Source organism: Paenirhizobium cremeum (assembly GCF_047553425.1).
GTDB lineage: Bacteria > Pseudomonadota > Alphaproteobacteria > Rhizobiales > Rhizobiaceae > Allorhizobium > Allorhizobium cremeum.
Window position 1 is genome coordinate 1300438 of sequence record NZ_CP180217.1, and the last position, 14685, is coordinate 1315122.

At 60.3% G+C, this 14685-nt stretch carries 14 protein-coding genes and 3 tRNA genes; 14 read left to right on the forward strand and 3 right to left on the reverse strand.

The genetic code is table 11. The annotated features are described in order from the left end of the window. Window positions 1–87: 87 nt before the first annotated feature. Window positions 88–300: an alkylphosphonate utilization protein gene (locus ACLBKR_RS06445; RefSeq protein ID WP_099057536.1), complete on the forward strand. Its 213-nt coding sequence runs from the start codon at window positions 88–90 to the stop codon at window positions 298–300. Window positions 301–414: 114 nt separating this feature from the next. Beyond that, entirely contained in the window at window positions 415–903 is a 489-nt protein-coding gene (locus tag ACLBKR_RS06450) for a hypothetical protein (protein WP_414901041.1), read from the forward strand. Between the two features lie 21 nt (window positions 904–924). On the opposite strand, the gene ACLBKR_RS06455 is transcribed toward ACLBKR_RS06450, so the two are convergent. The 3 genes from ACLBKR_RS06455 to rlmB are packed head-to-tail and all read right to left on the reverse strand — an operon-like array spanning window position 925 to window position 3841. Beyond that, the gene (locus ACLBKR_RS06455; RefSeq protein ID WP_414901043.1) at window positions 925–2142 is read right to left on the reverse strand and encodes a glycosyl transferase; all 1218 of its coding nucleotides are present in this window, start codon (window positions 2140–2142) and stop codon (window positions 925–927) included. Window positions 2143–2183: 41 nt separating this feature from the next. Further along, entirely contained in the window at window positions 2184–2960 is a 777-nt protein-coding gene (locus ACLBKR_RS06460; protein WP_113438008.1) for an HAD-IIB family hydrolase, read from the reverse strand. Next, the gene (rlmB, locus tag ACLBKR_RS06465; RefSeq protein WP_113438009.1) at window positions 2957–3841 is read right to left on the reverse strand and encodes a 23S rRNA (guanosine(2251)-2'-O)-methyltransferase RlmB; all 885 of its coding nucleotides are present in this window, start codon (window positions 3839–3841) and stop codon (window positions 2957–2959) included. Before rlmB ends, ACLBKR_RS06460 begins: the two co-directional genes overlap by 4 nt. A 206-nt stretch (window positions 3842–4047) precedes the next feature. Between rlmB and ACLBKR_RS06470 the strand changes: the two genes are divergently transcribed. The 12 genes from ACLBKR_RS06470 (at window position 4048) to rpoB (ending at window position 14504) form a co-directional block, all read left to right on the forward strand. After that, window positions 4048–4132 (forward strand) — tRNA-Tyr (locus ACLBKR_RS06470). A gap of 21 nt (window positions 4133–4153) precedes the next feature. After that, window positions 4154–4227, forward strand: a tRNA-Gly gene (locus tag ACLBKR_RS06475). 221 nt (window positions 4228–4448) lie between these two features. Further along, a complete protein-coding gene (gene tuf, locus ACLBKR_RS06480; protein WP_113438755.1) occupies window positions 4449–5624 on the forward strand; it encodes an elongation factor Tu in 1176 nt (391 codons plus the stop codon). A gap of 199 nt (window positions 5625–5823) precedes the next feature. Beyond that, window positions 5824–6315 (forward strand): GNAT family N-acetyltransferase, encoded by a 492-nt coding sequence (locus ACLBKR_RS06485; protein WP_113426807.1) that lies wholly within the window; start codon window positions 5824–5826, stop codon window positions 6313–6315. A 197-nt stretch (window positions 6316–6512) separates the two neighbouring features. Next, window positions 6513–6588: transfer RNA gene (locus ACLBKR_RS06490), tRNA-Trp, on the forward strand. A gap of 184 nt (window positions 6589–6772) precedes the next feature. Continuing rightward, window positions 6773–6973, forward strand: a complete 201-nt coding sequence (gene secE / locus ACLBKR_RS06495; RefSeq protein WP_112831869.1) for a preprotein translocase subunit SecE — start codon at window positions 6773–6775, stop codon at window positions 6971–6973. 18 nt (window positions 6974–6991) lie between these two features. Beyond that, on the forward strand, window positions 6992–7522 hold the full coding sequence (nusG, locus tag ACLBKR_RS06500) for a transcription termination/antitermination protein NusG (RefSeq protein ID WP_112831868.1): 531 nt from the start codon (window positions 6992–6994) through the stop codon (window positions 7520–7522). Window positions 7523–7668: 146 nt separating this feature from the next. After that, window positions 7669–8100 (forward strand): 50S ribosomal protein L11, encoded by a 432-nt coding sequence (gene rplK / locus ACLBKR_RS06505; RefSeq protein WP_112831867.1) that lies wholly within the window; start codon window positions 7669–7671, stop codon window positions 8098–8100. Between the two features lie 2 nt (window positions 8101–8102). Continuing rightward, a complete protein-coding gene (gene rplA, locus ACLBKR_RS06510; protein ID WP_112831866.1) occupies window positions 8103–8798 on the forward strand; it encodes a 50S ribosomal protein L1 in 696 nt (231 codons plus the stop codon). A gap of 348 nt (window positions 8799–9146) precedes the next feature. Next, window positions 9147–9665 (forward strand): 50S ribosomal protein L10, encoded by a 519-nt coding sequence (gene rplJ / locus ACLBKR_RS06515; protein ID WP_112831865.1) that lies wholly within the window; start codon window positions 9147–9149, stop codon window positions 9663–9665. A 61-nt stretch (window positions 9666–9726) separates the two neighbouring features. Further along, window positions 9727–10107 (forward strand): 50S ribosomal protein L7/L12, encoded by a 381-nt coding sequence (gene rplL / locus ACLBKR_RS06520; RefSeq protein ID WP_112831864.1) that lies wholly within the window; start codon window positions 9727–9729, stop codon window positions 10105–10107. A 260-nt stretch (window positions 10108–10367) separates the two neighbouring features. Next, window positions 10368–14504: a DNA-directed RNA polymerase subunit beta gene (gene rpoB, locus ACLBKR_RS06525; RefSeq protein ID WP_112831863.1), complete on the forward strand. Its 4137-nt coding sequence runs from the start codon at window positions 10368–10370 to the stop codon at window positions 14502–14504. Window positions 14505–14685 lie beyond the last annotated feature (181 nt).

Genomic DNA, 14685 nt, shown 5'->3' on the forward strand with positions numbered 1-14685 from the left:
CTGCGCTCCGGATTATTCTCCCGCCGCGCGCTGGACAGCCGGGCTTCGCGCCGATAAGCCGGCGGAAGACCAAACAGGAGAAATGCCATGGAAGTCAGGGATTCAAACGGAACGGTGCTCAACGAGGGCGACAACGTCACGCTCATCAAGGATCTCAAGGTCAAGGGCACGTCCGAGACGCTGAAGCGCGGCACCATGATCAAGGGCATCCACCTGACCGACGATCCGGCCGAAGTCGAATGCCGCCATGCCAAGATCAAGGGTCTGGTGTTGCGCACCGAGTTCCTCAAGAAGGCCTGACGGCCGGGTTCCGGCTTTCTTATCAACAGAAAATTGCGTTTCGGCAGTGAATCGCAATTTACAGGCGGCATTCTTGGGCGTTTAGTGAAGCACGGCATTTTATGACGGAGCTTCATGATGATCTTCGGAATGACGCCTTTCACCCTCTTTCACGTATTGTTGAGCCTCGTCGGCATTGCGACGGGGCTTGTCGTTCTGCGTGGCTGGCTGACATCGAACCGCATGTCCCGCTGGACGTCGGCGTTTCTCATCAGCACCCTGGCTACCGTGCTAACCGGCTTTCTATTCCCGTTCACCGGTTTTACGCCGGCAATCGGGGTAGGCGTTATCGTGATCGTGACGCTCGTTGCGGCAATCGTCGCGCTCTACCGGTTTCATCTGGCCGGTCGCTGGCGTGTCATCTTCGTCGTCTGTTCGACGATTTCGCTTTATTTCAACGTCTTCGTCCTTGTCGCGCAGGCCTTCGCCAAGGTTCCGGCGCTGAATGCACTGGCGCCCACAGGCTCGGAGCCGCCGTTTGCCGCCGCGCAGGGCCTTGTGCTCCTTGCCTTTCTTGCCGCCGGCTATCTGGCGGTCACTCGTTTCCATCCGGCGGCGGCCTGACCTCCTGGCGGGCAGGGTAGGTCAGTCTTCCTCCTTGTCCGCCCGGACGGCTTCATGCATCTCCCGGATGAAGTCGGGCAGGGCGCTTTGCACCCGGTTCCAGCTTGGCATGAAGGGCGTGCTGTTCGGATTGTCGAGAAAGGCGTTGCCGGCCTCGACGAGATTTGCGGCAAACAGTTCGACAGCCAGTTCCTCGCGGTGCCGGTCGGTGGTCAGCCCGTTCATTCGAGCGTCGTTGTGGTAGATTTCCACGAGATCGAGGGCATTGCGGAAATAAGTCGCTTTCAGCGTGCGCAGGCTCTCCTGGCTGAAGACGACCCCATCGGTGGCAAGCTTGCGCAGAAGCGCTTTGGCGATGTCGGTCGACATGCGCGAGAGCCCGGCGGAGGCATCTTCCGCCGAAAGAGGCTGGTGCTTGTGATCGTAGCTGTCTGCGATGTCGACCTGGCAGATGGCGTTGTTCGAAAAGCTGCGCCAGAGTTCGGACAGTACGCCGATTTCGAGCCCCCAGTCCGAGGGGATGCGAATATCCGGAAGAAGATGCGTGCGCATGGCGAATTCGCCGGCGAGCGGATAACGGAAAGCCTTGAGATAGTCGATATAGGGATGATGTCCGATCACCCGTTCGAGGCTGAGGAGCAGCGGCGTGACGAGCAGTCGTGTCACCCGTCCGCTCAGCGAATGATCGGCAATGCGCGGATAGTAGCCCTTCGAAAAGACGTAAGGGAAACTCGGATTGGTGACGGGGTAGACAAGCCGGGCCAGCATCTCGCGGGAATAGGTGACGATATCGGCATCGTGCAGCGCGACGACCCCGGAATTGCGGGCACCGAGCACATATCCCATGCAATACCAGACATTGCGGCCCTTGCCCGGCTGGTCTGGAGCGAGATCGGCTTCGGCCAATTGCGCGTCGATCGCGCGAAGCCGCGGGCCGTCGTGCCAGAGAATCGAATGGACTTGCGGCAGGCGGGAAAAATAGCTCTTGGCGTGGGCAAACTGTTCGCGGTCGGCCTGGTCGAGGCCGATCACGACTTCCGAGATATAGGGAACCTGCGAAATCTCGCTGACGATATGGTCGAGGGCCGGCGCCTCGAGTTCGGAATAGAGGGAGGGGATGACCAGGGTGACGGGACGATTGGCCGCGTAGATCGCGAGTTCCCGTTCCATGCGTTCGATCGAGCGCTCACGCAGATTATGCAGGGTGGCAACCACCCCGTTCTGATGGAAATCCGCCATATCTAATCCTTTCTGAAAAAGGCACGGTTGCGGCCGTGCGTCTAAAACCCCGTTTCAACGAGTTGGTGGATCATGTGGTTCCAGCCTGCGGGACCCGCCTTGGGCGAGCGCAGGATGAAGCCGCGTCTTTCCCGTTCCGTGACGGGAAGTGCTTCATGTGATGGATTGGCGATGATGACACCGATATCCGCCGCTTCGAGCATGGCAAGGTCGTTCGGCGCGTCGCCGAGCGCGATCGAATGGGCGTCTTCGTCGCTGACCTGCCGGTAATGGGCGACAATGGTGGCCATGCGTTCGGCTTTCGATGTGTCCGGCATCAGGGTTAGGAAGCGACCGCCCTGAACCGCCCGATACCCCGCGGTCTCGACGAGCCGGGTGAACGCGGCCTTCTGGCGGGCGTCTCCGGAAAAAAGCCCCGGCTCCGAAAAACGGCGCTGCCGCGCCAGCCGCGCTGCGGAAAGCGGCAGACCGGTTTTGCGGGCCACCTCTTCGTCGCTCCAGTCGCCGAACCCGTTGAAGAGGCCGGTGAGGTCTTCAGGCAGGTCATGAAGAAACGCCCGCAAGGATTCGTAATGATTCGCGGCCTCGGCTTCATGACCGGGCAGGTTGGCGATCCCGGCGCCGTTCTCGACGATCATCGGATGGTCTATGCCGATCGCCTCCGCGATCGGGCGCATTTCCGCTTCCGTCTTGCTGCTCGCAAGAATGAGCGGAATCCCCCGTTCGGCCAGCAGGCGAAGTGCGGGTCTCGCCGGCTCGAAGGAATAACTGTCGTGGTCGAGCAGCGTTCCGTCGAGGTCGGTGAAGACGACGATCATGCCTTCCGCTTCATAAGGTGCTGGCGGGTGGCATAGAGTGCTATCGCCGCCGCGTTCGATACGTTGAGCGATTTGATCGCGCCCGGCATGTCGAGACGGGCAAGCGCGCTGACGGTATCGCGGGTTTTCTGGCGAAGGCCCTTGCCTTCGGAGCCGAGCACCAGCGCGATCCGGTCGCCGGAAAGGGTTTCCTCCATCGGGGCAGGCCCTTCCGAATCAAGGCCGACGGAGAAGAAACCGAGCTTGTGCAGTTCTTCCAGCGCATCGGCAAGATTGGTGATCTGGATATAGGGAATGAGCTCCAGCGCGCCCGAGGCCGATTTCGCCAGTACGCCGGATTCCGTCGGGCTGTGCCGCATCGTGGTGATGACCGCGCCGGCACCGAAGGCGACGGCCGAACGCATGATGGCGCCGACATTGTGCGGATCGGTCACTTGGTCGAGAACCAGAAGAAGAGGACTGTCCTTCAGCGCCTCCAGCCTGCGGACTGGCAGGGGGCGCGTCTCCAGCATCACGCCCTGGTGGATGGCATCGGGCCCGAGCATCTTGTCGAGATCCTGGGGGCTGACGATTTCCACAGGAAAGCCGAGTTCCTCGACCGGTCCGATATCCAGTCGCGCCAGCGCGTTCTGCGTGACCGAGAGCTTGATTAGCTTGCGCTCGGGATTGTCGATCGCTGCCCGCACAGTGTGCAGGCCGTAAAGCTGCACCTGGTCCGGCGAAAGCTGCGGCGGCGTCCAGTCGCCGGCCGCCTTGCGGCGTTTCGGCTGCAAAGGGGTTGGAATTTCGCCCCTTTCGCGCTTGGCGTCGCGCACCTGGCGGCGCAGGGTTGCATAGTGGCTGTCGCGGGCGGATTTGTCGTTTTTCGGATCTTTTGCCATGCGTCCTTATAACGGCAGGAGATCGCGGGCGATAGACCCGCGCCGGCGACGCCCGTCCACAGGCCCGATGAAAAAATTCGAAAATTTTCGTCCTTCATCGTGTTGACATGAGCGGGAAGGGCGGTCATATACCCGCCGCAGATCACGGGGCAAACGCCTCGCAGATCTCGACTGAAAAGCTTGGTCGCTGATCCGGACGAAAAACTGGAGAGATGCCCGAGTGGTTAAAGGGGACGGACTGTAAATCCGTTGGCTTCGCCTACGTTGGTTCAAATCCAACTCTCTCCACCATTCGTTCTCGGATCGAACACCGCGGGTATAGCTCAATGGTAGAGCAGCAGCCTTCCAAGCTGAATACGCGGGTTCGATTCCCGCTACCCGCTCCAGTTCCCTCATTTCGCTAAGTTGTTGTTTTTCTGGCGCCTGCCAGTGCATCGCCCCATGGCGATCTTTGTCTCGGGCACGCGCATCGCCGCAGCTTCCCGGTGATTCGATGGCGCCTCCAAGCGAAAACAATTAAGTCTTGCGCAATTCCCGCGAAAGCCTTAAACGGCGGGACCAAACCGGTTCGCCGGGGCAACCCATTTCGATCATAGGAAGCATTCAAATGGCAAAGAGTAAGTTTGAGCGCACGAAGCCGCACGTTAACATTGGCACGATCGGCCACGTTGACCATGGCAAGACGTCTCTGACGGCAGCGATCACGAAGTTTTTCGGTGAGTTCAAGGCCTATGACCAGATTGACGCGGCTCCGGAAGAAAAGGCGCGCGGCATCACGATCTCGACGGCGCACGTTGAGTACGAGACGGCCAACCGTCACTACGCCCACGTTGACTGCCCCGGCCACGCCGACTACGTCAAGAACATGATTACGGGTGCTGCGCAGATGGACGGCGCGATCCTGGTATGCTCGGCAGCCGACGGTCCGATGCCGCAGACCCGCGAGCACATCCTGCTGGCCCGTCAGGTCGGCGTTCCGGCGATCGTGGTGTTCCTGAACAAGGTCGACCAGGTCGACGACGCGGAACTTCTGGAGCTTGTCGAGCTTGAAGTTCGCGAACTTCTGTCGTCCTACGACTTCCCGGGCGACGACATCCCGGTCATCAAGGGCTCTGCTCTTGCTGCTCTGGAAGACTCGAACAAGGAAATCGGCGAGAACGCGATCCGCGCGCTGATGGAAGCCGTCGACGCCTACATCCCGACGCCGGAACGCCCGATCGACCAGCCGTTCCTGATGCCGATCGAAGACGTGTTCTCGATCTCTGGCCGTGGTACGGTTGTGACGGGCCGCGTCGAGCGCGGTATCATCAAGGTCGGTGAAGAAGTCGAGATCGTCGGCATCCGTCCGACCATCAAGTCGACCTGCACGGGCGTTGAAATGTTCCGCAAGCTTCTGGACCAGGGCCAGGCCGGCGACAACATCGGCGCGCTGCTTCGCGGTGTGGACCGCAACGGCGTCGAGCGTGGCCAGATCCTGTGCAAGCCGGGCTCTGTGAAGCCGCACAAGAAGTTCAAGGCCGAAGCCTACATCCTGACGAAGGAAGAAGGCGGCCGTCATACGCCGTTCTTCACGAACTACCGTCCGCAGTTCTACTTCCGCACGACGGACGTGACGGGCATCGTGACGCTTCCGGAAGGCACGGAAATGGTCATGCCGGGCGACAACGTGACCGTTGACGTCGAGCTGATCGTTCCGATCGCGATGGAAGAAAAGCTGCGCTTCGCGATCCGCGAAGGCGGCCGCACCGTCGGCGCCGGCATCGTCGCCTCCATCATCGAGTGATGATGGACGGGGGCGATGGCGTAAGCTGCCGACGGCACTAGAACTGTTCAAATGGCGCGCAAGCGCGATTTGAACGTCGGCGCCGGCATCGTCGCCTCCATCATCGAGTAATTGCTGTCCTTCACGGGATTGCAGGAAACCCCGCTGGAAACAGCGGGGTTTTTCGTTTGAGGGTAGATTGAGAGGGGCGAGGTGAACTATGAGCGAAGTGGTAATCAGCCGATTTTCGGAAGGGGACGTGCAGGGCGTGGTCGATGTCATTCTGCCGATCCAGCGTGAGGAGTTCGGCATTCCGATCACCGCCGCCGATCAGCCTGACCTGCGCGATATTCCCGGCTTCTATCAGGTCGGAAGCGGCGATTTCTGGGTCGCCAAGGTCGCGGGCACCGTGGTTGGTACGATTGGCCTCAAGGACATTGGCGAGGGGCAGGCGGCGCTTCGCAAGATGTTCGTCGCCGAGGCATGGCGCGGCCGGGAGTTCGGCGTGGCGGCGGCGCTGCTGAAGGGGCTGCTCGCCGAGGCGACGGCCAGAGGCATCAGAGAGGTCTATCTGGGGACGACGGCGAAGTTTCTCGCGGCGCACCGCTTCTACGAAAAGAACGGGTTCGTCGAGGTCGGCGCCGATACCCTGCCGGACCGTTTTCCACGCATGGCCGTGGATACCAAATTCTACAGGATTACGTTGACTTAGGCTATTGCGCCTGAACTCCGCCTCCTGCATCGGTGGAAAGGGCGTGGCGGTCGGCCTCCGGAAACGGCGCGTGACGAAAATTCGCCGCAGGCGATTGGGAAAAAACAAAAACCTGCTTGCCATTCTCGTCGAGGCACCTTAAAGAGCGCCAAGCTCGCAAGCGGCGGTGCGGAATCGCAGCTTGTGGGGAACGGCTTAGGGGTATAGCTCAGTTGGTAGAGCGGCGGTCTCCAAAACCGCAGGTCGGGGGTTCGAGCCCCTCTGCCCCTGCCATGTCCGGTTCGGCGCTAGCATTTCAGCGACGATAGGCTCCGGGCGGGTATTGGCCAAAATGTCGCTAAAGGTCGAATTCCCTCTTGTTAAATTGGGAATCGGCCTTTATGTAGGGTTCAAACAGACACGCGGTGCGTGGGGCTGATTAGTTCGGCTTTACGCGCCGTAAATGCGTGGGCATTAAATGGCATCCAAGGCAAATCCATTCGCGTTTCTGCAGCAGGTGCGCTCCGAGACGTCCAAGGTGACGTGGCCGTCGCGCCGCGAAACCATGATTTCGACCGCTATGGTTCTAGCCATGGTCGTTTTTGCCTCGCTGTTTTTCTTTGCCGCCGACCAGTTGATCGGTTGGCTGCTCAGACTCGTTCTGAGCCTCGGCAATTAATTTAGGGCGGAGACGAACATGGCGGCGCGTTGGTATATCGTCCACGCTTATTCCAATTTTGAAAAGAAGGTGGCGGAATCCATCGAGGAGAAGGCTAGGCAGAAGGGCCTTGAGCATCTCTTTGAAAAGATCCTGGTGCCGACCGAGAAGGTGGTTGAGGTCCGTCGCGGCCGCAAGGTGGACAGCGAGCGCAAGTTCTTCCCCGGCTATGTGCTGGTGCGGGCGAACCTGACGGACGAAGCCTACCATCTGATCAAGAATACTCCGAAGGTGACGGGTTTCCTCGGTTCCGACAATAAGCCGGTTCCGATTCCGGATTATGAAGCCGAGCGCATTCTTGGCCAGGTCCAGGAAGGTGTCGAGCGGCCCAAGTCGTCCGTTTCCTTCGAGATCGGCGAACAGGTCCGCGTTTCCGACGGTCCTTTTGCCTCGTTCAACGGCATTGTTCAGGATGTCGACGAAGAGCGGTCGCGTCTCAAGGTCGAGGTTTCGATCTTCGGTCGTGCGACCCCCGTCGAGCTGGAATACGGTCAGGTCGAAAAGGTCTGATCGGAAGAGGGGAGGTAACTCCCCGATCCGCGTGGGAGGATGGCGGCCTGAAGCCGGGTCGTCCAGACGTACCACGCAACCGCAGCCGCCGGCATTGCCGGCATAGGTGGGCCGGGTAACCGGTCCGAGTAGAAAGGCAGAGAGAAATGGCTAAGAAAGTTGCAGGCCAGCTCAAGCTGCAGGTCAAGGCAGGATCGGCTAACCCGTCCCCGCCGATTGGTCCTGCGCTCGGTCAGCGTGGCATTAACATCATGGAATTCTGCAAGGCGTTCAATGCCGCCACGCAGGAAATGGAAAAGGGTATGCCGATCCCGGTCGTCATCACCTATTACCAGGACAAGTCCTTCACCTTCGCAATGAAGCAGCCGCCGGTTACCTACTGGCTGAAGAAGGAAGCAAAGATCACCTCCGGCTCCAAGACGCCGGGCAAGGGTGCGAAGGTCGGTACCATCACCAAGGCTCAGGTCCGTGCGATCGCCGAAGGCAAGATGAAAGACCTGAACGCTGCCGACATCGAAGGCGCAATGGCAATGGTCGAGGGCTCTGCCCGCTCCATGGGCCTGGAAGTGGTAGGTTGATCATGGCTAAGCTCGCAAAGCGCATTCAGAAGATCCGCGAAGGCGTTGATCCGACCAAGCTCGTTGCCCTGACCGACGCTATCGTCATGGTCAAGGAACGCGCCGTCGCCAAGTTCGACGAAACCATCGAAATCGCCATGAACCTCGGCGTCGATCCGCGTCATGCCGACCAGATGGTCCGTGGCGTTGTCAATCTGCCGAACGGCACCGGCCGTGACGTTCGCGTCGCCGTTTTCGCCCGCGGCGCCAAGGCTGACGAAGCCAAGGCCGCCGGTGCGGATATCGTTGGCGCCGAAGACCTGGTCGAAATCGTTCAGGGCGGCAAAATCGACTTCGATCGCTGCATCGCCACCCCGGACATGATGCCGCTCGTCGGTCGTCTCGGTAAGGTTCTCGGCCCGCGCGGCATGATGCCGAACCCGAAGGTCGGCACGGTCACCATGGACGTCACGGGCGCCGTCAAGGCATCCAAGGGCGGCGCCGTCGAGTTCCGTGTCGAAAAGGCCGGTATCATTCATGCCGGTATCGGCAAGGCTTCCTTCGACGCCAAGGCGCTCGAAGAAAACATCAAGGCCTTCGCTGACGCCGTCATCAAGGCGAAGCCGGCTGGCGCCAAGGGTAACTACGTCAAGCGCGTGGCTATCTCCTCGACCATGGGTCCGGGCGTCAAGATCGACCCGGCCACGGTTACGGCCTGATTTTTCTCCGGAATCCCTCGGGATTCCGGACTTAAAGAATTCCCGGTCCTTCGGGGCCGGGAGTATCCGGGGAAACCCGGATTTCCTGTCCGAGATTGCTGGTGGCTTCGGCCTTAATATATGCCGGCATGAGACGGGTAAGACCCGAGATTTTTCTAAGGCGCGTCAGGCGCCGCTGAAGTGTCGGTTCGAGCCTAGTGTGCCTTGTGCCTGGAGCCTTCGGGTGACAGTGCGAGGGGACAGGATCCTCAAGCGTCGCTTGGGATCTGACGAGTTTGGATCCCTTGAGGCAAAAGGCAAACCCGATGGGGCCTGCAGGATTGCGGTCCCGTCAACTGGAGACAGACAGTGGAAAGAGCGGAAAAGCGCGAATTCGTCACGGAGCTGAACGAAGTCTTCAAGGCTTCCGGTTCGGTTGTCGTGGCCCACTATGCTGGTGTCACGGTTGCGCAGATGAACGATTTTCGTTCGAAGATGCGCGCTGCTGGCGGCACCGTCAAAGTCGCGAAGAACCGCCTGGCCAAAATCGCTCTTCAGGGCACGGAGTCGGAAGGGATGAGCAATCTCTTCAAGGGACAGACGCTGATTGCATTCAGCAATGACCCGATCACGGCTCCCAAGGTCGTCATGGAATTCGCTAAGACCAACGACAAGCTCGTTGTCCTCGGCGGTGCCATGGGTTCGACCACGCTGAACGCTGAAGGCGTCAAGTCGCTTGCGACCCTGCCTTCGCTGGACGAACTGCGTGCAAAGCTGCTGGGTATGATTCAGACCCCGGCTACCCGCATTGCAGGCGTTGTCCAGGCTCCGGCCGGTCAGCTGGCTCGCGTTTTCGCGGCCTATGCCAAGAAGGACGAAGCCGCTTAAGGCGGTTTTTCGCTGTTCATAACCAAACCAGTTCGAACCGAACACAAAAGGAACTAGTAAAATGGCTGATCTCGCAAAGATCGTAGAAGACCTCTCTGCTCTCACCGTGCTGGAAGCTGCTGAGCTTTCCAAGCTGCTCGAAGAAAAGTGGGGCGTTTCGGCTGCTGCTCCGGTAGCTGTTGCTGCCGTTGCTGCCGGCGGCGGTGCTGCTGCTGCTGCTGAAGAAGAAAAGACCGAGTTCGACGTTATCCTCGTTGACGCTGGCGCCAACAAGATCAACGTCATCAAGGAAGTCCGCGGCATCACCGGCCTCGGCCTCAAGGAAGCCAAGGACCTGGTCGAAGGCGCTCCGAAGGCTGTCAAGGAAGGCGTGTCCAAGGGCGAAGCTGCTGACCTCAAGAAGAAGCTTGAGGAAGCCGGCGCCAAGGTCGACGTCAAGTAATATCGGAAATGGCGGTTGGGAGAGGGCGGTTTCGCTCTCTCCCCTGCTGCTTGTTCCTCTGAAACTATTACCCAAAAGCCGGTAAAACGGCTTTTGGGTAATGGGTTCTTCAAGAGGATGGTCTCCCCCGAACTCTCCGGCAATCCGGCCGCAGTTTTCGGAACGCGAGACGAGATTGAACAATCCATTGATTGACGGAGCCGCCTGGCCAGCGCGTTCCGTCCGTTGCAGGCCCGGTTGCAAATTGACAAGGAGCGACGATGGCTCAGACCCTTTCGTTTAATGGTCGCAGGCGCGTACGCAAGTTTTTCGGAAAAATCCCTGAAGTCGCCGAGATGCCGAACCTGATCGAGGTTCAGAAGGCGTCTTATGATCAGTTCCTCATGGTCGACGAGCCGCAGGGCGGCCGGCCCGACGAGGGACTGCAAGCCGTTTTCAAGTCCGTATTCCCGATTACCGACTTTTCGGGCGCCTCCATGCTCGAATTCGTCTCTTACGAATTCGAACCGCCGAAGTTCGACGTTGACGAGTGCCGTCAGCGCGACCTGACCTATGCCGCGCCGCTGAAGGTGACCCTGCGCCTGATCGTGTTTGATATCGACGAGGATACCGGTGCCCGTTCGATCAAGGACATCAAGGAACAGTCGGTCTACATGGGCGACATGCCGCTGATGACCAACAACGGTACCTTCATCGTCAACGGTACCGAACGCGTCATCGTGTCCCAGATGCACCGCTCTCCGGGCGTGTTCTTCGACCACGACAAGGGCAAGAGCCATTCCTCGGGCAAGCTGCTGTTTGCCGCCCGCGTCATTCCTTATCGCGGTTCCTGGCTCGACATCGAATTCGACGCCAAGGACATCGTTCACGCCCGTATCGACCGTCGCCGCAAGATCCCCGTGACCTCGCTGCTGATGGCGCTCGGCATGGACGGTGAGGAAATCCTCTCGACCTTCTATACCAAGTCGACCTATGTCCGCGACGGCAAGGGCTGGCGCATTCCCTTCCAGCCGGAAACGCTGAAGGGCGCCAAGACCATTTCCGAAATGGTTGACGCCGACACCGGCGAAGTCGTGGTCGAGGCCGGCAAGAAGCTGACCCCGCGCCTGCTGCGCCAGTTGACTGACAAGGGCCTGAAGGCCTTGAAGGCCACCGACGACGACCTCTATGGCAACTATCTCGCCGAGGACATGGTCAACATGTCGACCGGTGAGATCTACATGGAAGCCGGCGACGAAATCGACGAGAAGAGCCTGCCGGTTCTGCTCGATGCGGGCTTCGATGAAATCCCGGTTCTCGGCATCGACCACATCAATGTCGGCGCCTACATCCGCAACACGCTTGCTGCGGACAAGAACGAGAACCGCCAGGACGCGCTGTTCGATATCTACCGCGTCATGCGTCCGGGCGAGCCGCCGACCATGGAATCCGCGGAAGCCATGTTCAACTCGCTGTTCTTCGACGCAGAGCGTTACGATCTTTCGGCCGTCGGCCGTGTCAAGATGAACATGCGTCTCGACCTCAGCGTCGAGGACACGGTTCGCATCCTGCGCAAGGAAGACATCCTGGCCGTGGTCAAGATGCTGGTCGAGTTGCGCGACGGCAAGGGCGAGATCGACGACATCGACAACCTCGGCAACCGTCGTGTCCGTTCCGTCGGCGAACTGATGGAAAACCAGTATCGCCTCGGCCTGCTGCGCATGGAGCGCGCGATCAAGGAACGCATGTCCTCGATCGAGATCGACACCGTCATGCCGCAGGACCTGATCAACGCCAAGCCGGCTGCCGCCGCAGTCCGCGAGTTCTTCGGTTCCTCGCAGCTGTCGCAGTTCATGGACCAGGTGAACCCGCTCTCGGAAATCACCCACAAGCGCCGTCTTTCGGCTCTTGGCCCGGGTGGTCTGACCCGCGAGCGCGCCGGCTTCGAAGTCCGCGACGTTCACCCGACCCATTACGGCCGTATTTGCCCGATCGAGACGCCTGAGGGACCGAACATCGGTCTTATCAACTCGCTCGCCACCTTCGCCCGCGTCAACAAGTACGGCTTCATCGAAAGCCCGTACCGCAAGATCGTGGACGGCAAGGTAACGACGGACGTTGTCTATCTTTCGGCCATGGAAGAAGCGAAGTACTACGTCGCGCAGGCCAACTCCGAGCTCACCTCCGACGGCCAGTTCGTCGAAGAGTTCGTCGTTTGCCGTCATGCCGGCGAAGTTATGCTTGCTCCGCGTGACAACATCAACCTGATGGACGTTTCGCCGAAGCAGCTCGTCTCCGTCGCGGCCGCTCTCATTCCGTTCCTGGAAAACGACGACGCCAACCGCGCTCTCATGGGCTCGAACATGCAGCGTCAGGCCGTGCCGCTCCTGCGGGCGGAAGCTCCGTTCGTCGGTACCGGCATGGAACCGATCGTCGCGCGCGATTCCGGCGCGGCCATCGCGGCCCGCCGCGGCGGTGTGGTCGACCAGATCGATGCGACCCGTATCGTTATCCGCGCCACGGAGGATCTCGATCCCTCGAAGTCCGGCGTCGATATCTATCGTCTGATGAAGTTCCAGCGTTCGAACCAGAACACCTGCGTCAACCAGCGTCCGCTGGTGTCCGTCGGTGACGTCATCAACAAGGGTGACATCATCGCCGACGGTCCGTCGACCGATCTGGGCGACCTGGCGCTCGGCCGCAACGCGCTCGTCGCGTTCATGCCGTGGAACGGCTACAACTACGAAGACTCGATCCTGCTCTCCGAGCGCATCGTAGCCGACGACGTGTTCACCTCCATTCACATCGAGGAATTCGAAGTGATGGCCCGTGACACGAAGCTTGGTCCGGAAGAAATCACCCGCGATATTCCGAACGTTTCGGAAGAGGCGCTGAAGAATCTCGACGAAGCCGGCATCGTCTACATCGGTGCGGAAGTTCAGCCGGGCGACATTCTCGTCGGCAAGATCACGCCGAAGGGCGAAAGCCCGATGACGCCGGAAGAAAAGCTTCTGCGTGCCATCTTCGGCGAAAAGGCGTCCGACGTGCGCGACACGTCCATGCGCATGCCGCCGGGCACCTTCGGCACGGTCGTGGAAGTCCGCGTGTTCAACCGCCATGGCGTCGAAAAGGACGAACGTGCGATGGCGATCGAGCGCGAGGAGATCGAGCGTCTCGCCAAGGACCGTGACGACGAACAGGCGATCCTCGACCGTAACGTCTACGGCCGCCTGCTCGACATGCTGCGCGGGCAGGTATCGGTTGCCGGTCCGAAAGGCTTCAAGAAGGGCGTCGAGCTTTCGAACGCCGTCGTTTCGGAATATCCGCGCTCGCAGTGGTGGATGTTCGCCGTCGAGGACGAAAAGGTCCAGGGCGAGATCGAAGCGCTTCGCAGCCAGTACGACGAATCGAAGTCGCGTCTCGAACAGCGCTTCATGGACAAGGTCGAGAAGGTCCAGCGCGGTGACGAAATGCCTCCGGGCGTGATGAAGATGGTCAAGGTCTTCATCGCCGTTAAGCGCAAGATCCAGCCGGGTGACAAGATGGCCGGCCGTCACGGCAACAAGGGCGTGGTTTCGCGCATCCTGCCGATCGAGGACATGCCGTTCCTCGAGGACGGTACCCATGTCGACGTGGTGCTGAACCCGCTCGGCGTGCCGTCGCGCATGAACGTCGGCCAGATCCTCGAGACGCACCTCGCCTGGGCTTGCGCCGGCATGGGCAAGCGCATCGGCCAGATGCTCGAGGAGTACAAGCAGTCGAACGACATCACCGAGCTCAAGAAGGAGCTGACGGAAGTCTATGCGAGCCAGGCGAAGGACGAGGTCTCCTTGTTCGACGACGAGTCGCTGGTCCGTCTTGCCGAGCAGTCGAAGCGCGGTGTTTCGATTGCGACGCCGGTCTTCGACGGTGCGCATGAGCCCGACGTCGCGTCCATGCTGACGCGCGCCGGCCTGCATTCGTCGGGTCAGTCGGTGCTGTACGATGGTCGTACCGGCGAGCCCTTCGACCGTAAGGTGACCGTGGGCTACATGTACATGATCAAGCTCAACCACCTGGTCGACGACAAGATCCACGCCCGTTCGATCGGTCCTTACTCGCTCGTTACCCAGCAGCCGCTGGGCGGCAAGGCGCAGTTCGGCGGTCAGCGCTTCGGGGAAATGGAAGTCTGGGCACTGGAAGCCTACGGCGCCGCCTACACCCTGCAGGAAATGCTGACGGTGAAGTCGGACGACGTGGCCGGCCGCACCAAGGTCTACGAAGCGATCGTCCGTGGCGACGATACCTTCGAGGCCGGCATTCCGGAGAGCTTCAACGTTCTCGTCAAGGAAATGCGGTCGCTGGGTCTCAGCGTCGAGCTTGAGAACTCCAAGGTCGAGAACTCGCCCGAGGCCAGCCTGCCCGACGCGGCGGAGTGACGTTTTGACAAGGCGTGCGCTGTCATGAGGCAGCGCACGTATCCCGCCCCGGCAGGATCGTCTTTCGGCCAGGGCAGGGAGTTTCGCCGCATTTCGCGGTTATTGTCATTCTAAGGCCTGATGCGGTGGCCCGGGAATTCGCCGCTTTCAGTGCCAAGCAAGGGCACATCGCCCGTTAAGG